At 63.9% G+C, this 19,934-nt stretch carries 15 protein-coding genes; 14 read left to right on the forward strand and 1 reads right to left on the reverse strand.

What is annotated here, in order from left to right; translation table 11 throughout:
• The first annotated feature begins 383 nt into the window (after positions 1-383).
• Both WS68_RS00700 and WS68_RS00705 read left to right on the forward strand, forming a co-directional pair.
• Positions 384-2,459, forward strand: coding sequence for a molybdopterin-containing oxidoreductase family protein (locus tag WS68_RS00700; RefSeq protein WP_059568991.1), 2,076 nt, complete (start codon positions 384-386; stop codon positions 2,457-2,459).
• Positions 2,460-2,640: 181 nt separating this feature from the next.
• Positions 2,641-4,314, forward strand: a complete 1,674-nt coding sequence (locus tag WS68_RS00705) for a long-chain fatty acid--CoA ligase (protein ID WP_059568992.1) — start codon at positions 2,641-2,643, stop codon at positions 4,312-4,314.
• 152 nt (positions 4,315-4,466) lie between these two features.
• Here the strand turns inward: WS68_RS00705 and WS68_RS00710 are convergent, their stop codons facing one another.
• Positions 4,467-5,627 (reverse strand): porin, encoded by a 1,161-nt coding sequence (locus WS68_RS00710; protein ID WP_059568993.1) that lies wholly within the window; start codon positions 5,625-5,627, stop codon positions 4,467-4,469.
• A gap of 275 nt (positions 5,628-5,902) precedes the next feature.
• Between WS68_RS00710 and coq7 the strand changes: the two genes are divergently transcribed.
• The 12 genes from coq7 (at position 5,903) to murC (ending at position 19,934) form a co-directional block, all read left to right on the forward strand.
• On the forward strand, positions 5,903-6,529 hold the full coding sequence (gene coq7, locus WS68_RS00715) for a 2-polyprenyl-3-methyl-6-methoxy-1,4-benzoquinone monooxygenase (protein WP_059568994.1): 627 nt from the start codon (positions 5,903-5,905) through the stop codon (positions 6,527-6,529).
• A gap of 387 nt (positions 6,530-6,916) precedes the next feature.
• Positions 6,917-7,345, forward strand: a complete 429-nt coding sequence (gene mraZ, locus WS68_RS00720) for a division/cell wall cluster transcriptional repressor MraZ (protein WP_038754498.1) — start codon at positions 6,917-6,919, stop codon at positions 7,343-7,345.
• Positions 7,346-7,368: 23 nt separating this feature from the next.
• Entirely contained in the window at positions 7,369-8,310 is a 942-nt protein-coding gene (rsmH, locus tag WS68_RS00725) for a 16S rRNA (cytosine(1402)-N(4))-methyltransferase RsmH (protein WP_059568995.1), read from the forward strand.
• Positions 8,307-8,639, forward strand: a complete 333-nt coding sequence (gene ftsL / locus WS68_RS00730) for a cell division protein FtsL (protein ID WP_059568996.1) — start codon at positions 8,307-8,309, stop codon at positions 8,637-8,639. Before rsmH ends, ftsL begins: the two co-directional genes overlap by 4 nt.
• On the forward strand, positions 8,636-10,489 hold the full coding sequence (locus WS68_RS00735; protein ID WP_059568997.1) for a peptidoglycan D,D-transpeptidase FtsI family protein: 1,854 nt from the start codon (positions 8,636-8,638) through the stop codon (positions 10,487-10,489). Before ftsL ends, WS68_RS00735 begins: the two co-directional genes overlap by 4 nt.
• Positions 10,486-12,030 (forward strand): UDP-N-acetylmuramoyl-L-alanyl-D-glutamate--2,6-diaminopimelate ligase, encoded by a 1,545-nt coding sequence (locus tag WS68_RS00740; RefSeq protein ID WP_059568998.1) that lies wholly within the window; start codon positions 10,486-10,488, stop codon positions 12,028-12,030. Before WS68_RS00735 ends, WS68_RS00740 begins: the two co-directional genes overlap by 4 nt.
• Positions 12,027-13,433: a UDP-N-acetylmuramoyl-tripeptide--D-alanyl-D-alanine ligase gene (locus WS68_RS00745; protein WP_059568999.1), complete on the forward strand. Its 1,407-nt coding sequence runs from the start codon at positions 12,027-12,029 to the stop codon at positions 13,431-13,433. Before WS68_RS00740 ends, WS68_RS00745 begins: the two co-directional genes overlap by 4 nt.
• A 17-nt stretch (positions 13,434-13,450) precedes the next feature.
• Entirely contained in the window at positions 13,451-14,620 is a 1,170-nt protein-coding gene (gene mraY / locus WS68_RS00750) for a phospho-N-acetylmuramoyl-pentapeptide-transferase (protein WP_059515762.1), read from the forward strand.
• A 25-nt stretch (positions 14,621-14,645) separates the two neighbouring features.
• Positions 14,646-16,154: a UDP-N-acetylmuramoyl-L-alanine--D-glutamate ligase gene (gene murD, locus WS68_RS00755; RefSeq protein WP_059569161.1), complete on the forward strand. Its 1,509-nt coding sequence runs from the start codon at positions 14,646-14,648 to the stop codon at positions 16,152-16,154.
• Positions 16,151-17,440, forward strand: a complete 1,290-nt coding sequence (gene ftsW, locus WS68_RS00760) for a putative lipid II flippase FtsW (RefSeq protein ID WP_059569000.1) — start codon at positions 16,151-16,153, stop codon at positions 17,438-17,440. The genes murD and ftsW overlap by 4 nt, the downstream gene beginning before the upstream one ends.
• Positions 17,437-18,540, forward strand: a complete 1,104-nt coding sequence (gene murG / locus WS68_RS00765; RefSeq protein WP_059569001.1) for an undecaprenyldiphospho-muramoylpentapeptide beta-N-acetylglucosaminyltransferase — start codon at positions 17,437-17,439, stop codon at positions 18,538-18,540. Before ftsW ends, murG begins: the two co-directional genes overlap by 4 nt.
• Positions 18,537-19,934: a UDP-N-acetylmuramate--L-alanine ligase gene (gene murC, locus WS68_RS00770; RefSeq protein WP_059569002.1), complete on the forward strand. Its 1,398-nt coding sequence runs from the start codon at positions 18,537-18,539 to the stop codon at positions 19,932-19,934. The genes murG and murC overlap by 4 nt, the downstream gene beginning before the upstream one ends.

Below are 19,934 nucleotides of genomic sequence, written 5' to 3' on the forward strand. Positions count from 1 at the left end.
CCCCCGCCTAACCAGCGGGGGTTTTTGCTTTCTAACCCCACAAACCCCTCTCATCCCCCTCCCTCTCGCAACGCGCTCCCGTCACGCCACCCCTTTGTTGACCCAGCCGCGCGTCCGTTTCGCCCCCTCCCTTCCTCTTATCCCCCATTAATGGCCCAGCCGTCTGACCGCTTACCCCTTCTCCGAAATCACGCGAATACCCACCATCCGTAAGGCATATCGTGGATCTTCTCGTCAGATCGGCAGCGGAAGGTGGAGTGCTATGCCTTGAATCGAAACGTCGATCGCGTTGCCAGATTTCCCTGCTGCCCACCTGGAACCCCGAGATTTAGTAAGTTCAAAGCGTAAAATCACCGGACCCACAGAAACTGAGTCGATAAAACATGTCCGCCCCAATCCAAATCGCTCGAGCAGTTTGCCCGCATGACTGCCCAGACACCTGTGCAATGCGCGTCACCGTCGAGAATGGTCGAGCGGTCAAGGTTACGGGAGATCCGGATCATGCACCCACTCAAGGCGTTCTATGCACGAAAGTGAGCCGATACGCGGAGCGCGTTCATCATCCTGAGCGACTGACCGTGCCGCTTAAGCGGGTGGGACGAAAAGGAGAAGGGCGTTTTGAGCCGATTAGCTGGGAGGCAGCTAACGAGCTGGCGGCCGAACGGCTCTCGGAAATCGCGCGCCGCGCTCCGGAAGCGATCGTGCCCTATAGCTATGCAGGAACAATGGGGCTGATTCAAGGCGAAAGTATCGCCCAGCGTTTTTTTAATGTATTGGGCGCCTCATTACTCGAAAGGACGATCTGCTCCGCTGCGGGCACCGCAGGACTTCAGTATACCTACGGCGCCAATATCGGCATGCATGTCGAATTTTACGAAGAAAGTGAATTGATTTTGATTTGGGGGGCTAATCCGATCGCGTCGAATTTGCATTTTTGGACGCGTGCTCAAGAAGCCAAACGTCGGGGTGCGCAATTGATTGCGATCGATCCATACCGGTCGCTGACGGCCGAAAAATGCCATCGTCACATCGCGCTGAAACCGGGCACGGACGGCGCGTTCGCGCTTGGCATGATGCACGTGCTGATCGGCGAGGGGCTTCTCGATCATGATTTTATCCGCGATCACACGCTCGGTTTCGACGCATTGAAGGCGCGTGCGATGAGTTACTCCCCGGAGCGAGTCGCGCGGATCTGCGGAATATCTGAGTCGGAAATCATCAAACTGGCCCGTATTTACGGCCATACGCGCAAGGCATCCATTCGTCTGAACTACGGCATGCAACGCGCACGGGGTGGCGGCAACGCGGTACGCGCGATCGCTTCGCTGCCCGCGCTCACCGGTGCATGGCGGGAGCGCGCGGGCGGCCTGCTGCTGTCCTCGGCCGAATGGGCGCCGATTAACCATGCGGCGCTCAGACGCCCGGATTTACTGCCTGGTTGGCCGAATAAGCTGCCGCGTTCGATCAATATGAATGCAATTGGCGACGCGTTGTTGCATCCCGGCGGAGGGGATTTCGGTCCGAAGATAGAGGCGGTCATCGTCTACAATTCGAACCCGGTGGCGGTGGCGCCCGATTCAGGCAAAGTCGCCGCAGGTTTTGCGCGAGAAGATTTATTCACGATCGTTCTCGAGCATTTCAAGACAGATACGGCCGATTACGCCGATCTTGTGTTGCCGGCAACCTCGCAGCTCGAACATCTCGATGTCCATAAATCGTATGGCCATACGTATGTGATGGCGAATCTGCCATCGATCGAGCCGGTTGGCGAGGCCCGGCCGAATACCGAGATCTTCCGCGGTATCGCGCGCCGAATGGGGCTCGACGAGCCCGCGCTGTATGAAGACGATGAAGCGCTCGCACGCGCATCGCTGCACTGGAATGATCCGTCGCTGCAAAGTAATTGGGATACGCTCAAGCAGGCGCGTTGGATCAAGCTGAAGCTTGCCGATGCGCCGTTTGCGAACGGCGGTTTCCGAACGCCATCCGGGAAATGCGAGTTTTACAGTGAACGTCTCGCGCAGTTGGGGCTCGATCCGGTGCCCGACTATCTGCCGCCTTATGAATCGGCGGACGGCGCGCCGGAACTGGCGGCCCGCTATCCGCTCGCGATGATTTCCCCGCCGGCCCGTCATTTTCTAAATAGTACGTTCGTCAACGTCGCGAGCCTGCGTTCGGCTGAAGGTGAGCCGTATCTCGACATCCACCCAGCTGATGCTATGCAGCGCGGTATCGAAGAGGGCGATATCGTGCGGATCTTCAATGACCGCGGCTCGCTGCAGGCGAAGGCGCGGGTAACCGAACGCGCGCGCGAAGGGCTCGTCGTCGGCTTATCGATCTGGTGGAAGAAGCTTGCGCCGGACGGACGGAACGCGAATCAGGTGACGAGCCAGGCGTTGACCGATCTCGGGCGCGGCGCGACGTTCTACGATTGCCTGGTTGAAGTGGAGCGTGTGTAAAGGATGTGGGAAAACCGCGGAAAAGACGCACGGATGAACGAACGACGCCGCGCGCTGCCGCTGCCCGGCAGCGTTGGCAAAGTTGGAAAGGAGTGTCTAACTGGATTGTCTCGGAGGGACCGACCGGCTACGATGCAATTTTTAGCACGACCATTCGAAAATGAGCCTGGAGACGCGCTGCATGGAGAAGATTTGGCTGAAGTCGTATCCCCCCGGCGTGCCAGCCGAAATTGACGCGTCCCCGTATTCGTCCGTTCCTGATCTGCTCGAAGAAAGCTTTCGCCTCTATCGCGAACGGCAAGCCTTTATTTGCATGGGCAAGGCGATCACCTATGGCGAACTCGACGCGCTATCGCAAAAGCTCGGCGCGTGGTTTCAATCGCGCGGGCTTGCGCCTGGCGCGCGGATCGCGATCATGATGCCGAACGTGCTGCAGTACCCGGTGACGATCGCGGCTGTGCTGCGCGCGGGTTATACGGTCGTCAACGTCAATCCGCTCTACACGCCGCGTGAGCTTGAACACCAGCTCAAGGACAGCGGCGCGCAAGCGATCGTGATTCTCGAGAATTTCGTGACGACGTTGCAGGCGGTGATCGCCGGTACGTCGATCAAGCACGTCGTCGTCGCGGCGATGGGCGATCTGCTTGGTTTCAAGGGTTTGATCGTCAATTATGTCGTGCGTCGCGTGAAGAAGTTGGTGCCGGCGTGGCGCTTGCCATCGTTTACGCGTTTCAACGCGGCGCTTGCCGAAGGCGCCAAGCAGAGCTTCAAGCCGGCCAAGCCGAAGCCGGACGACGTCGCGTTCCTACAGTACACGGGCGGCACGACCGGCGTGGCGAAGGGCGCGACGCTGCTACACCGCAATATCGTCGCGAATGTATTGCAAGCGCAGGCGTGGCATCAGCCTGCTTACACGCTGCGTCCTGAAGTGACGCAGTTCAATACCGTGGTTGCGCTGCCGCTCTATCACGTGTTCGCGCTGACCGTTTGCGGGCTGCTGACCTTGCGCACGGGCGGTACTGGCATCCTGATTCCGAATCCGCGCGACATTGCGGGTACGATCAAGGAATTGAAAGGTATCCAGATCATCACGTTTCCGGCCGTCAATACGCTTTATAACGCCCTGTTGAATCATCCGGACTTCGACCAGCTCGATTTCTCGAAGCTCGCGGTCGCCAATGCGGGAGGGATGGCGGTTCAGGAAAGCGTGGCGAAACGTTGGTACGAAAAGACGAAAACGCCGATCGTCGAGGGCTACGGCTTGTCGGAAACGTCGCCCGTTGCAACCTGCAATCCGGTCACGGCAACCGAATACAGCGGCACGATCGGCTTGCCGTTGCCGTCGACCGAAATCGCGATCCGCGACGATGCCGGCGCCGACGTCGCGCTCGGCCAGCCTGGCGAAATCTGCATTCGCGGCCCGCAGGTGATGGCGGGTTATTGGAATCGTCCGGACGAAACCGCGCAGGTCATGATGCCGGACGGCTTCTTCAAGACGGGCGACATCGGTGTGATGGACGAGCGCGGCTACGTGAAGATCGTCGACCGAAAGAAGGACATGATTCTCGTATCGGGCTTCAACGTTTATCCGAACGAGGTTGAGGATGTGGTCGCGTCGCATCCGGGCGTGTTCGAGGTGGCGGCCGTCGGCGTGCCCGACGAGCATTCGGGCGAGGCGGTGAAGCTGTTCGTCGTGAAAAAGGACCCGGCGCTCACGGACAAGGAAATTCTCGCTTACTGCAAGGAGCGCCTGACCGGCTACAAGCGGCCCAAATACGTCGAATTCCGCACCGAGCTGCCGAAGACCAACGTCGGCAAGATCCTGCGCCGCGAGCTGCGTGACGGCAAGGCGTGACAAGCGCTGCGTGCGGCGCGCGAGGTTCGACGCATTCATTTTCGGGCGCGACTTTTTCGCGTAGCGGCATCGTCACATCGTCAATAAAAAAGGCGCCCTCGGGCGCCTTTTAAGCGACTGCGGGATATTCATTACCCGCTACTGCGCATGTATCAGAACTTGTGGCGGATGCCGACGCGCGCCGTGAACTGATTGCGGTTCGACGATGGCGTGATGCCGTTGATCGCCGCGGTTGCCGGCCCAATGGTATTGCCGTTCGCTTCGATCACGTTGCCCGATGCGTGCTGGTACACGCCGATCATATAGACGTCGGTGCGTTTCGACAGGAAATAATCGACGCCCGCCGAGCCCTGGTGATATTTTGCCGCCGACTGGCCGGCGATCTTGCTGCCCTGCGTGTAGTCATACGCGGCGCCGGCGACGAGGGCCGGGGTCAATTGATACTTGAAGCTGACTTCGCCGTTGTTGAACGTCGCGGTTTGGTTTGGGAACACGGCGCTGGCGAAGTTCATAAACTTGATGTTCGAGTACGTCGCGCCGATCGTTGCAGCGCCGATCGTGTACGCTGCGGCCGCGCCGATCACCTGGTACGTATGCGCGGAAGCGTAGCCGGCATAGACGGGAGACGTCACGGCGGCTGGCGTGCTCGACGTCGTGTTGTTGCCGAACAGGCCGCCCGATGTCGATGGCGTGCGTGCGTTCAGGTAGCCGACACCCAGCGAGAGCGGGCCGTTCGTGTAGCCGGCGCCGAGCGACCAAGTCTGGTTGCGGCTGAAGTCGCCGGCGATGCCGCCGAGGCTGTACAGGCCGCCGAACGTGAAGCCGCCGTAGTTTGCACTGGTGAACTTGATTGCATTGTTCACGCGATAGGCGTTGTTGAAGTTGTCGAGGTCGCCGGGGTGCGCGGCAATGTAGCCGCCCCACTGATCGCCGACGGCGAGCGGGCCGACGAAATCGACGACGGAGTCATATTGGCGGCCGAGCGTGACCGTGCCGAAGCCGCTCGATAGGCCGACATACGCTTGACGGCCGAATTCGAGGCCGCCTTGGTTGATTTGGCCGGTGCTGGCGTTGAAGCCGTTTTCGAGCACGAAGACGGCTTTCAGTCCGCCGCCGAGATCTTCAGTGCCGCGCAAGCCCCAGCGGCTGCCCTGCATGACGCCGCTCGTCAGGTCGTACTTATGCTTGCCGCCCGCATTCGTATTGATGTTGAAGCCCTCGTCGATGATGCCGTAGAGTGTCACGCTGCTTTGCGCGTGCGCCGCACCAGCAAACGCGCTCAACGCGACGAGCGCGAAAAGCGATTTCTTCATTGAAAGATCTCCAAATATGAAATTTTTTGTGGCGGCCATCGTCGTGTTTTGAGGTCTCGGGCCTGCTCGAACTTCGAAAGAAGCGCTCGTAATTTAGCAAATGGACTAAAGGCGACAAAGGGAAAGCGCGACATGAGATTCCTCATGTTTCCTTTATGCAACAATGGGTAAAATCACGGGTTAACCGCTATTTCCGGCGCTACCGTAATAAGCATGAGCAATTATTTTGTTACGCTTTCCTTACGAAAAGCGGCGCGTCGGCATGGAGAAACGCAATGGTGTTCGACGAGTTGATCAGTGAATTTGACCGGGGCTTGCGCTCGATGACGGGCGTGAGCCGAATGAGCCGGCCGGTGCCCACGCCCGCTGTTGAGGCAAGCGCCGAACTTACCGCTGCCGAGCGCAAGCATGCGGCGGGATTGATGCGGGTGAATCATGTCGGTGAGGTATGTGCTCAGGCGCTTTATCAGGCGCAGAAGCTCACGACGTCATCGAGTGCGCTCAAGGAAATGTTCGACGAGGCCGCACGCGAAGAGGAGGATCATCTCGCATGGACCGCGCATCGTCTGAAGACGCTCGATTCCCGGCCGAGCTTGCTGAATCCGCTGTGGTATGCGGGCGCGCTCGCGATCGGCGTCATTGCCGGGCGGTTCGGTGACAAGGTGAGCCTCGGGTTCATGGCTGAAACGGAGCGTCAGGTCGAGAGCCATCTCGACAGCCACTTATCTGCTTTGCCGGCGGCGGACGTCGAATCGCGCGCGATCGTCGAGCAAATGCGCATCGACGAGATCAAGCACGGCAAGACGGCGGCCGAAGCGGGCGGAATCGAGCTGCCGCAGCCGGCGCGTATGCTGATGCGCGCCGCGTCGAAAGTAATGACAAGCACTGCCTACTATCTTTAAATAGTCAGTCCGGAACGGCTGTATTCGTGCCGTTCCGGACGCTAACCCGCCCCGCCGTTTTCCCTCCGCTGTTTTCTCTTCTGAAATCCCTGCCGCCGCGCCGACCTGGGGCGTGCTTCTCATGTACCACTTTCACAAATTGCACTAGTCCATTCATTTATAACGTTTTTTGGCATGATGGGTGACTTGAGGTGATGCGCGTAAGTCCTTGTTCTGAATAACAAAATTCGTCAAAAAATCGGCCGTCTCCCTTGACCGTCCATAGGCGTTCCTCTAAAGTGGGAGACAGTGTGAGAAAGTGTATTTTTGTGTGATTTGCCGGGGTTTTCCGGCTAAATTTTCAGCGTTGGGCGGATTCTTCGGCGCCCTGATCGGGAGAGCGGAAACGTGTTTCAAGGGGCGTCGGCGCTGACGCTCGATGCGAAAGGACGGATGTCGGTGCCGTCCCGCTATCGCGAGGCGCTGCAAGGACAGGCAGAAGGACGGGTGACTGTGACCAAGCACCCGGACGGCTGCCTGTTGCTGTTTCCGCGTCCTGAATGGGAAGTGTTCCGCGCAAAGATTGCCGCGCTACCGATGGACGCGCACTGGTGGCGCCGCATTTTTCTGGGCAACGCGATGGATGTCGATCTCGACAGCGCGGGCCGGATTCTCGTGTCTCCCGAGCTGCGGATGGCGGCCGGGCTGGAAAAGGAAGTCATGTTGCTGGGAATGGGAAGTCACTTCGAGCTGTGGGATGCGCAGACCTACATCGCGAAGGAGCAGGCGGCGATGGCGCAGGGCATGCCCGAGGCGCTGAAGAATTTCACGTTCTGATTGCGGTGAGGAAGGCGCCCGCGATGGGAAACGAATTGCAGCATCGCACGGTGCTGTTGGATGAGGCGGTCGATGCGCTCGTGGCGCGGCCTGACGGTATCTATGTCGACGGCACGTTCGGGCGTGGCGGTCATAGCCGCGCGGTGCTCGCGCGGCTCGCGCCGGCGGGCCGGCTGATCGCGTTCGACAAGGATCCGCGTGCGATTGAAACGGCTGCGGGCATCGGGGACGCGCGCTTCGAGATTGTTCATGACAGCTTCGCGTCGCTCGCCGGCGCGCTGGCCGAGCGTGGAATAGGGCGGGTGTCGGGCGTGTTGCTGGATTTGGGCGTGTCGTCGCCACAGGTCGACGATCCGGAGCGCGGCTTCAGCTTTCGCGCAGACGGCCCGCTCGATATGAGGATGGACCCGACGCGTGGTGAATCGGCGGCTGAGTGGCTCGCGCGAGCGTCGGTGCAGGAATTGACGGAGGTGATACGGGATTATGGGGAAGAACGGTTTGCTTTTCAGATTGCAAAGGCGATTGCTGCTCGCCGGGCAGAGTCCGACCGTCTCGGGCCTCTCGACAGCACGCGCGAGCTTGCCCAAATCGTGGGTCACGTCGTCAAGACCCGTGAGAAGGGCAAGGATCCGGCAACCCGCACCTTTCAAGCTATACGGATTCACGTCAATCAAGAGCTTGCGGACCTGCAAGTCGTTCTAGAGGCAGCATTGACGGCGTTGGAGCAAGGGGGGCGGCTCGTGGTCATCAGCTTTCATTCGCTGGAGGACCGGATCGTCAAGCGATTCATGCAGGCGCATGCGAGTGCGCCTGCTGTCGATCGTCGTCTGCCGATCCGCGCCGTCGATCTGCCCAGCCCGCCACTCAAGCTGCTCGGCCGCAAATTCCCGGGCGACGCGGAAGTCTTGGCCAATCCGCGTGCCCGCTCGGCGGTGATGCGCATCGCGGAGCGCGTCGCGCCATGAGCCGCCTCAATATCTTTCTGCTGATCATCGTGATGGGATGCGCGCTGTCGGTCGTCAATTCGACGAACCAGCAGCGGCAGATCTTCATCCAGTTGCAACGCGCGCAATCTCAGGAGCATCAGCTTCATCAGGACTACGCGCAGCTTCAGTATCAGCAAAGCGCGTTGTCGAAGACATCGCGCATTGAGCAGCTTGCGACGAGTTCGCTGAAAATGCAGCCGATTTCGACGGGCCGCACGCAATATCTGACGGCGCCGTCCGGCGACGCGAAGGCGGCTGATGCGCCGCTGCCTTCCAGCGCCGTCGCGGCTCAGGGAGGCGCGCGATGAAGCCGGCGTCCAAGCGTGCGCAAGGCGTGAAATTCGCATCGAGCCCCGTGTTATCGGTGCACCTGCCGATGTGGCGCTCGAAGTTTGTCGTGTTCCTGCTGTTCATGGCGTTCGTCGCGCTCGCCGCGCGTGCGTTCTGGATTCAGGGACCCGGCAACGCGTTCTATCAGAAGCAGGGCGAGAGTCGTTATCAGCGCACGCTCGAGCTGCCGGCGACGCGCGGCAAGATCCTCGACCGCAATGGCCTCGTGCTCGCGACGAGTCTGCCGGTGCGCGCAATCTGGGCGATTCCGGCCGACGTGCCGGACGATTTCGGCGGCGACAAGCTCGCCGCGCTCGGCAAGCTGCTCGGGATGACCACGAAGGAGCTGAGGGCGAAGCTGTCGGAGGACAAGACGTTCGTCTACGTGAAGCGTCAGGTGCCGCTCAATGTTGCCGATCAGGTCGCGAAGCTCGACATCCCCGGCATCTATCAGCGTGGTGAATACAAGCGCTTCTATCCGGAAGGCGAGATCACGGCGCATCTGATCGGCTTCACGAACGTCGAGGACGAAGGGCAGGAAGGCGTCGAACTCGCGGACCAGAAGCTGCTCGCCGGCGCATCCGGCAGCCGGCGCGTGATCAAGGACCGGCTGGGGCATATCGTCGAGGATGTCGACGAGCAGCTTCCTCCGCACGACGGGACGGACGTGGGGCTGTCGATCGACAGCAAGATTCAGTACATCACCTATACGAATCTGAAGGCGGCCGTCGAAAAATTCCATGCGAAGGCGGGCGCGGCGGTCGTGGTCGACGTGCGCTCGGGCGAGGTGCTGTCGCTCGTCAATTATCCGACTTACAACCCGAACGATCGCTCGCACCTGACGGGCGAGCAGTTGCGCAACCGCGTGCTGACCGACGTGTTCGAGCCGGGCTCGATCATGAAGCCGCTCACGGTGTCGCTCGCGCTCGATTTGCATCGCGTGACGCCTTCGACGCTCGTCAACACGGGCAATGGCCATTTCGTGCTCGACGGCGCGCCGATTACCGACGATGCGGGCTTCGGCACGCTGACGGTCGGCGGCGTGATCCAGAAATCGAGCAATATCGGTGCGACGAAGATTGCGATGACGATGCGGCCCGAGGAAATGTGGAATATGTATACGAGCATCGGGCTCGGGCAGGCGCCGAAGGTCGGTTTTCCGGGGGCGGCGGCCGGGCGTTTGCGGCCGTGGAAGAACTGGCGCCGGATCGAGCAGGCGACGATGTCGTATGGCTACGGGTTGTCGGTGTCGCTGTTTCAGCTTGCGCGCGCGTACACGGCAATCGCGCACGACGGCGAGCTGATGCCACTCACGATCTTCAAGACCAACGACGAGCAGCCGCCAAGCGGCCCGCAGGTTTTCGCGCCGACGACCACACGCGAAGTGCGTGCGATGCTCGAGACCGTCGTCGCGCCCGGCGGCACGTCGCCCGATGCGGCGGTGCCCGGCTATCGCGTCGGCGGCAAGAGCGGCACCGCATACAAGCAGGTCGGCCGTGGCTATGATCACAAAAAGTATCGCGCGTCGTTCATTGGCATGGCGCCGATGCCGAATCCACGCATCGTCGTCGCGGTGTCGGTCGACGAGCCGACGACGGGCAGCCACTTCGGCGGCCAGGTGTCGGGCCCCGTATTTTCGGCGATCGCAGGCGATACGCTGCGCGCGTTGAACGTGCCGCCCAACATGCCGGTCAAGCAGCTCGTCGTGTCCGGCGAGGCCGCGAGCGGCGCGAACGCCGCCGCGCCGTACAAGCTGTCTGCCACGGCGCCGGCCAAGCGCATCACCGTGTCGAGTACGACACATAACCATCCTGGAGTTGTTCGATGAGCGCCGTGCGCAGTTCTCATCCGGCGCATTCCCAAATCGCGGCCGCGCTCGCGTGGCTGCGCGCGCATGCCGCGGCGGGCGCGCAGTTGCACGCCGACACGCGCAGCGTGCAGGCCGGCGACGTGTTTTTCGCGTATGCGGTCGACGGTGCGGACAATCGCCCGTTCATTGCCGACGCGCTCGCGCGCGGCGCGGCCGCCGTGTTGTATCAACCGGAAAATTTCGATGCCGCGAAACTCGATCCGGCGGTATCGCTCGCCGTTCCCGCGCTCGATGTGCTCGCGGGCGAGATAGCGAGCGGCTGGTATGGCGATCCGAGTGATGCGTTGCTCACGATCGGCGTAACGGGGACGAATGGCAAGACGTCGTGCACGCAGTGGATCGCCGCGGCGCTGTCCGCGCTGCGGCGGCCGTGCGCGGTGATCGGCACGCTCGGCAGCGGGATGCCGGGCCAACTCGTGCATACGGGCTTCACGACGCCCGATGCGCCGCAACTGCAGCGCAGTCTCGCGAAATTGCGCGACGCCGGCGCTCAGGCGGCGGCGATGGAAGTATCGTCGCATGCGCTGCATCAGGGGCGCGTGAACGGTACCGCGTTCGACATCGCGGTTTTCACGAATCTCACGCAAGACCATCTCGACTATCACCATACGTTCGAAGCCTATGAGGCGGCGAAGGCCAGGCTCTTTGCGTGGCGCGGGCTGCGCGCGGCGGTCGTCAATCGCGACGATGCGGCTGGCCGCCGCTTGCTGGCGACGCTCGCCGGCCGCGTGAGCACGCTCGCCTACGGCATCGGCGCGCGTGCCGATGCCGTAGGCGCGGATCGCGAACTTGTCGCGACCGATGTCCGCGCGACGGCGACAGGCACCGCGTTTCGCGTGACGTCGCCGTGGGGCGAGGCGGACGTCGAGGCCAGCACGCTCGGCGCGTTCAACGTCAGCAATCTGCTCGCGGTGCTCGGCGCGTTGCTCGCTGCCGATGTGCCGTTCGATACGGCGATCGCCGAGCTCGAAGGGCTCGAACCGGTGAACGGCCGGATGCAGCGGCTCGGCGGCCGGCTGCAGAACGACGAGCCGCTCGTCGTCGTCGATTATGCGCATACGCCTGACGCGCTCGAGAAAACGCTCGATGCGCTGCGTCCGATCGCGCAGGCGCGCGGCGGCGAACTTGTCTGCATGTTCGGCTGCGGCGGCGATCGCGACCCGACGAAGCGCCCGCTGATGGGCGCGATCGCCGAGCGTCTCGCCGACAAGGTCGTCGTGACGAGCGACAACCCGCGCAGCGAGGACCCGCAAAGGATCATCGACCAGATCGTCGCCGGGATGCGGGAGCCGGCGCGTGCCCGTCGGCTCGAGGATCGCGCGAGCGCGATCTTGCAGGTGGTGCGCGGCGCCGCGCGCGACGATGTCGTGCTGCTCGCCGGCAAGGGGCACGAGGCGACGCAGGAAATCATGGGCAAGAAGCGCGTGTTTTCCGATCAGGACCATGCGCGTCTCGCGCTGGCCGCACGCACGACGCAGGTGCGCGGAGGCGGCGAATGACGATGCTGACTTTGCGCGAAGCCGCCGCAATGATCCCGGGTGCAACCGTACTAGGCGACGAGCACGCGTCGTTTGCGCGAGTGTCGACGGACAGCCGCACGGCGGGGCCGGGCGATCTGTTCGTCGCGCTGAAGGGCGAGCGTTTCGATGCGCACGATTTTTTGACCGACGTCGCCGCCCGCGGGGCGAGCGCGGCGCTGGTCTCGCGCAACCCGGCCGAGGGGCATTTGCCTGCGCTGAAGGTTGCCGATACGCGCGCGGCACTCGGCGCGCTGGCGCACGGCTGGCGCACGCGCTTCGCGGTGCCGGTCGTCGCGGTGACGGGCAGCAACGGCAAGACGACCGTCAAGGAGATGATCGCGGCGATCTTCTCGGCGGCGGTCGGTGAACAGGCGCGGCTTGCGACATCGGGCAATTTGAACAACGACATCGGCCTGCCGCTCACGCTGCTGCGTCTGTGCGCCGCGCACCGGCTCGCGGTTGTCGAACTCGGGATGAACCATCCGGGCGAGACCGAAACGCTCGCGCGGATCGCGGCGCCCACGGTTGCACTCGTCAACAACGCGCAGCGCGAGCATCAGGAATTCATGGCGACGGTCGAGGCGGTCGCGCTCGAGCATGCATCGGTGATTCACGCGCTCGGGCCGGACGGTGTCGCCGTATTTCCGGCTGACGACGCGTATGCGGGCATCTGGCGCGTCGCCGCGACCGGCAACCGGATCGTCGATTTCGCGCTGCACGGTGCCGCGCCCGCGATGTCCGCCGCCGTGACGGGCACGCTTGACGGCAGCCGTTTGGCAATCGAGACGCCGGACGGCAGCGTCGACGTGCAATTGCGCGCGCTCGGCGAGCACAACGCGCGCAACGCGCTCGCGGCGACGGCGGCGGCGCTCGCGGCCGGCGTGCCGCTTGCCGCGGTCAAGGCCGGGCTCGAGGCGTTCGAGCCGGTGAAAGGGCGGCTGCAGGTCAAGCGCGCGACGGCCGGCCTGCTCGCCGGCGCGACGTTGATCGACGACACATACAACGCGAACCCGGATTCGATGCGCGCCGCGATCGACGTGCTCGCTGCGCAGTCCGCACCGCGTGTGCTCGTGATCGGCGAGATGGGTGAGGTCGGCGACGAAGGGCCGGCGTTCCATCGCGAGATCGGCGCATACGCGCGCGAGCGCGGAATCGATGCGCTCTTCGCGCTCGGCGCGGCCACGCAGCCGGCATGCGATGCGTATGGCGCCGGCGCGCAGCGTTTCGACGACGCGCAGGCGCTGATCGCCGCGCTCGGCGCGGCGGGCTTCGGCGCTCGCGCGACGCTGCTGGTGAAAGGCTCGCGGTACATGAAGATGGAGCGCGTGGTCGATGCGCTCGCGAACGCAACCGCGCCGGGCGCTGCGCCCGGCGCACACTGAAGAAAGGAAGTAAGAGCATGCTGCTGGCGTTGGCGCAATGGCTGCAAAGTGACGCAAGCTTTTTGCGCTTGTTCACGTACCTGACGTTCCGGGCGGTGATGGCCACGATCACGGCGCTCGTGATCGGCCTCGTCTGCGGTCCGTGGGTGATTCGCAAGCTCACCGAGATGAAGGTCGGCCAGGCGGTGCGCAAGGACGGTCCGCAAACGCATCTCGTGAAATCGGGCACGCCGACGATGGGCGGCGTGCTGATCCTGATCGGCATCGCGGTCGCGACGCTCCTGTGGGGCGATCTGACGAACCGTTTCATCTGGATCGTGATGCTCGTCACGTTCGGCTTCGGCGTGATCGGCTGGGTCGACGATTACCGGAAGGTCGTCTATAAGGACCCGCGCGGGATGTCGTCGCGCGAGAAGTATTTCTGGCAATCGGTGATCGGCCTCTTCGCGGCCGTTTATCTGGCGTTCAGCGTGTCCGAGGCGAATAACGCGCGTGTGTTCGATCTGTTCATCGCGTGGGTGCAAAGCGGGCTATCGATGGGGCTGCCCGCGCGCGCGGATCTGCTGCTGCCGTTTCTCAAGTCGATCAGCTATCCGCTCGGCGTCTGGGGCTTCATCGCGCTCACGTATTTCGTGATCGTCGGCGCGAGCAACGCGGTGAACTTGACCGATGGCCTCGACGGCCTCGTGATCATGCCGGTCGTGCTGGTCGGCGCGTCGCTCGGCGTGTTCGCCTACGTGATGGGCAGCGCCGTCTATTCGAAATATCTGCTGTTTCCGCACATTCCGGGCGCGGGCGAGCTGCTGATCTTCTGCTCGGCGATGGGCGGCGCGGGGCTCGCGTTCCTCTGGTACAACACGCACCCCGCGCAGGTGTTCATGGGCGACGTCGGCGCGCTCGCGCTGGGCGGCGCGCTCGGCACGGTCGCCGTGATCGTGCGCCAGGAGATCGTGCTCTTCATCATGGGCGGCATCTTCGTTGCCGAGACGCTGTCGGTGATGCTGCAGGTCACGTGGTTCAAGTACACGAAGCGCCGTTACGGCGAAGGGCGGCGCATCTTCAAGATGGCGCCGCTGCATCATCATTTCGAATTGTCGGGCTGGAAGGAAACGCAGGTGGTGGTGCGTTTCTGGATCATCACATTGATGCTCTGCCTGTTCGGTTTGTCCACCCTCAAGCTGCGGTAAAGGGAAGCTCAGGATGTTTGGCGAGATGTTCGGAGATCGGCAGCGGCCGATGGTGCTCGTGTTGGGGCTCGGCGAATCGGGCCTCGCGATCGCGCGATGGTGCGCGACGCACGGGTGCCGGCAGCGTATTGCCGATACGCGCGAGACCCCGCCCAATCTTGATGCGCTTGCCGCTGCGGGAATCGACGCCGAATTCGTCGGCGGTGCGTTCGCACCGGCGCTGCTCGACGGCGGGATCGAACTCGTTGCGCTGAGCCCCGGCTTGTCGCCGCTTGCCGATGACGTCGCGCCGCTCGTCGCTGCCGCGCGCGAGCGGGGCGTGCCGGTGTGGGGCGAGCTCGAATTCTTCGCGCAGGCATTGAAGGCGCTGGGTGCGAGCGGCTATGCGCCGAAGGTGATCGCGATTACCGGCACGAACGGCAAGACGACCACGACGAGCCTCACGGGCCTGCTGTGCGAACGCGCGGGCAGGAAGGTCGCGGTTGCGGGCAACATCAGCCCGGCGATGCTCGACAAGCTTGCCGAAGCGATCGACGCGGCCGCGCTGCCGGACGTCTGGGTGCTCGAGCTGTCGAGCTTTCAGCTCGAAACCGCGCATACGTTCGCGCCCGACGCCGCGGCGATTCTCAATATCACGCAGGACCATCTCGACTGGCACGGCGGCTTTGCCGCCTACGCGGCCGCGAAGGGCCGGATCTTCGGGCCGCGCACGGTGCGCGTGCTGAACCGCGACGACGCCGAGGTGATGAAGTTCGCGCCCGCGGCCGCCGATGCGCCGCGCGCTGTCACGTTCGGCTTGAACGAGCCGGGCGCCGACGGCGACTACGGTTTGTCACGCGACAATGGGATCGCGTGGCTTGTCGAGGCGGTCGATCGCGACGCGGCCGATGCGGGCGCCCCGACGTCGCGGCGCCGCAGGCAGGACGCCGCGCACACGCCGGATATCGGCATGAAGCGCCTGATGCCCGCCGACGCGTTGCGCATCCGCGGGCTGCACAACGCGGCGAACGCACTCGCCGCCTATGCGCTCGCGCGCGCGGTCGAGCTGCCGGCTGCGCCGCTGTTGCACGGCTTGCGTGAATACCGGGGCGAGCCGCACCGGGTCGAGGTGATCGCGACGCTCGACGGCATCGATTACGTCGACGACAGCAAGGGCACGAACGTCGGCGCGACCGTCGCCGCGCTCGACGGGCTGGCGCAGCGCACGGTGCTGATCGCGGGCGGTGACGGCAAGGGTCAGGATTTCGCGCCGCTCGCGGCGCCCGTCGCGCGCTGGTGCCGTGCGGTGATGCTGATCGGCCGCGACGCGGGCGCGATTTGCGCGGCGCTGGCCGACGCCGGCGTGCCGCTTGCCGAGCATGCGACGCTCGAGGCGGCGGTGCGCGCGGCGAGCGCGCTCGCGCAGCCGGGCGACGCGGTATTGTTGTCGCCCGCATGCGCGAGCCTCGATATGTTCAGGAATTATGCGCATCGGGCCGACGTGTTCCGTAGCGCGGTCGAAGACATCGCCTTGGAAAAAGGAACGACGTTATGAGCTGGTCCGATCGCTTCGTTTTCCGTTTCAACAACGCGCGCGACGCGGGCGGCGGCGCATCGCGCTCGGCGGCCCGGGGCGCGTCCGGTTCGTCGCGCATCACGACGGGGCTCGCAAGCGTCGTCAACGGTGCGCGCCCGACTCGCTCGCGCATGCTCGATTTCGACTATTCGCTGCTGTGGGTCGCCGTTGCGCTGCTCGGGCTCGGGGTCGTGATGGTGTATTCGGCTTCGATCGCGATGCCGGATTCGCCGAAATACGCGTCGTATCACGATTATGCGTTCCTGCTGCGTCACGTCGTGTCGCTCGTCGTCGCGTTCGTCGCTGCGGTGGTCGCGTTCCGCGTGCCGGTTTCGACGTGGGATAAATACGCACCGCATCTGTTCCTGATCGCGCTCGTCGGCCTCGTGATCGTGCTGATTCCGCATGTCGGCAAAGGCGTGAACGGCGCGCGCCGCTGGATTCCGCTGGGCATCACGAACATGCAGCCTTCGGAGATCATGAAGCTCGCGGTGACGATCTATGCGGCGAACTACACGGTTCGCAAGCAGGAATATATGCAGAGCTTCGCGAAGGGCTTCTTGCCGATGGCGTGTGCGGTGGGCCTCGTCGGCGCGCTGCTGCTGCTGGAGCCCGACATGGGCGCGTTCATGGTGATCGCGGCGATCGCGATGGGCGTGCTGTTCCTCGGCGGCGTGAACGGCAAGCTGTTCGGCGGCCTCGTTGCGACTGCGGTCGGCACGTTCACGATGCTGGTCTGGCTTTCGCCGTGGCGGCGCGAGCGGATCTTCGCGTATCTCGATCCGTGGGACGAGCGCTATGCGCAGGGCAAGGCGTATCAGCTCACGCACTCGCTGATCGCGTTCGGGCGCGGCGAGTGGTTCGGCGTCGGCCTCGGCGGCAGCGTCGAGAAGCTCAACTATCTGCCGGAAGCGCATACCGACTTCATTCTTGCGGTGATTGGCGAGGAGTTGGGTTTCATCGGCGTGCTCGTCGTGATCCTGCTCTTTTACTGGATCGTGCGCCGCGCGTTCGAGATCGGCCGTCAGGCGCTCGCGCTCGACCGCACGTTCGCGGGCTTGATGGCAAAGGGCGTAGGCATTTGGTTCGGTGCGCAAGCGTTCATCAATATGGGCGTGAATCTTGGCTTGCTGCCGACCAAGGGCTTGACTTTGCCGCTCGTCAGTTATGGCGGCTCGGGCATTCTGCTCAACTGCGTCGCGCTGGCGGTGCTGTTGCGCGTCGATTATGAAAACAGGGTGCTGATGCGCGGAGGAAAGGTATGAGCGCAGCGCAGCGCACGCTGATGGTGATGGCTGGCGGCACCGGAGGCCACGTGTTTCCGGGGCTCGCGGTCGCGCACCGGATGCAGGCGCAGGGCTGGCGGGTCGTTTGGCTCGGCAATCCGTCCGGCATGGAAGCGACGCTCGTGCCGAAGCACGGCATTCCGATGGAATATGTGAACTTCGGCGGGCTGCGTGGCAAAGGGCTGAAAACGAAGCTCGCGCTGCCCTTTAATCTGCTGCGTGCGTGTGTGCAGAGTTTGTGCGCACTGTCGCGCGTGAAGCCCGACGTCGTACTCGGCATGGGCGGCTACATCACGTTTCCGGCCGGCCTGATGGCGACGTTGACGGGGCGGCCGCTCGTGCTGCACGAGCAGAATTCGATCGCGGGGCTGACGAACCGAGTGCTCGCGAAGCTTGCGAAGCGCGTGCTCGTCGCGTTTCCCGGCGCGTTGCCGCATGCGCAATGGACGGGTAATCCGATTCGTGCGGAACTTGCGCGCACGGAATCACCCCAAGCACGCTATGCGGCGCGCAGCGGCAAGCTCAAGCTGCTCGTCGTCGGCGGCAGTCTGGGGGCCGCGGCGTTGAATGAGGTGGTGCCGCGCGCGCTGGCGCTGCTCGCTGCCGGCGAGCGGCCGCAAGTAGTCCATCAGGCGGGCGCGAAACACATCGATACGCTCAGGGAGAACTATGCGGCCGCCGGGCTCGCGGCCGGCCGCGACGTCGAGCTTGTGCCGTTCATCGACGACATGGCGAACGCGTATGCGAGCGCCGATCTGGTGATCTGCCGCTCCGGTGCGATGACGGTCGCGGAAATCGCGGCGGTGGGAGTGGCGGCGCTGTTCGTGCCGTTTCCGTATGCGGTCGACGATCATCAGACGACCAACGCCGCGTTCCTGGCCGAACAAGGCGCGGCAGTGCTGGTGCAGCAACGCGACTTGTCGGCCGAACTGCTTGCCGATTGGTTGCGCGGCCAGTCGCGAGAGTTGCTCGCGGCGATGGCCGAGCGTTCGCGCTCGCTCGCCAAGCCGGACGCCACCGACGAAGTCGCGCGGGTGTGCGCGGCGGTGGCGGGCGCGAGGCTGGAAGGAAAGCAATGAAACACATCGTCAAACATATTCATTTCGTCGGAATCGGCGGCGCGGGCATGAGCGGCATTGCCGAAGTGCTCGTGAACCTGGACTACCAGGTGAGCGGCTCCGATCTCGCGCGCAACGCGGTGACCGAGCGCCTCGAGGCGCTCGGCGCGCGCGTGTCGATCGGCCATGACGCAGCGAACATCGAAGGCGCGAATGCGGTTGTCGTGTCGAGCGCGGTGCGCTCGGACAATCCGGAGGTGCTCGCCGCGCGCCGTCTGCGCGTGCCGATCGTGCCGCGCGCGGTGATGCTCGCGGAGCTGATGCGCCTGAAGCAGGGGATCGCGATCGCAGGCACGCACGGCAAGACCACCACGACGAGCCTGGTGGCGAGCGTGCTTGCCGCGGGCGGCCTCGATCCGACGTTCGTGATCGGCGGACGCCTGACGAGCGCGGGCGCGAATGCGCGGCTCGGCACGGGCGATTTCATCGTTGCCGAAGCGGACGAGTCGGACGCGTCGTTCCTGAACCTGTATCCGGTGATCGAGGTGATCACGAACATCGACGCCGATCACATGGATACCTACGGCCACGATTTCGCGCGGCTCAAACAGGCATTCATCGAATTCACGCAGCGGCTGCCGTTCTACGGCAGCGCGGTCGTGTGCGTCGACGATCCGAACGTGCGTCAAATCATTCCGCTGATCTCGAGGCCCGTGGTGCGCTATGGGCTTGCGGCGGACGCGCAGGTGCGCGCGGAGCACGTCGAGGCCCGCGACGGCCGGATGCATTTCACGGTGCAGCGCGAAGGGCGCGCGCCGCTGCCCGTCGTGCTGAATCTGCCGGGGCTGCACAACGTGCAGAACGCGCTCGCGGCGATCGCGATCGCGACCGATCTCGGCGTCGACGACGCGGCGATCCAGCAGGCGCTCTCGGAATTCACCGGCGTCGGCCGGCGTTTTCAGCGCTACGGCGAAGTGCCGCTCGCGCACGGCGGCGCGTACACGCTGATCGACGATTACGGCCACCATCCGGTCGAGATGGCGGCGACGATCGCGGCCGCGCGCGGCGCGTTTGCCGGCCGCCGGCTCGTGCTCGCGTTCCAGCCGCACCGCTACACGCGCACGCGTGATTGCTTCGACGATTTCGTCAACGTGCTGTCGACGGTCGACGCGCTCGTGCTGACCGAAGTGTACGCGGCGGGCGAAGCGCCGATTCCGACCGCGAACGGCGACGCGCTGTCGCGCGCGCTGCGCGCGGCGGGCAAGGTCGAGCCGGTGTTCGTCGATACGATCGACGCACTGCCTGAGGCGATCGCGCGCATCGCGAAGGCGGGCGACGTGGTGATTACGATGGGTGCGGGCTCGATCGGCGGGGTGCCGGGCAAGCTCGCGCGAGACACACAACAGAAGGGATGA

The sequence above is a fragment of the Burkholderia sp. TSV86 genome (assembly GCF_001522865.1).
GTDB lineage: Bacteria > Pseudomonadota > Gammaproteobacteria > Burkholderiales > Burkholderiaceae > Burkholderia.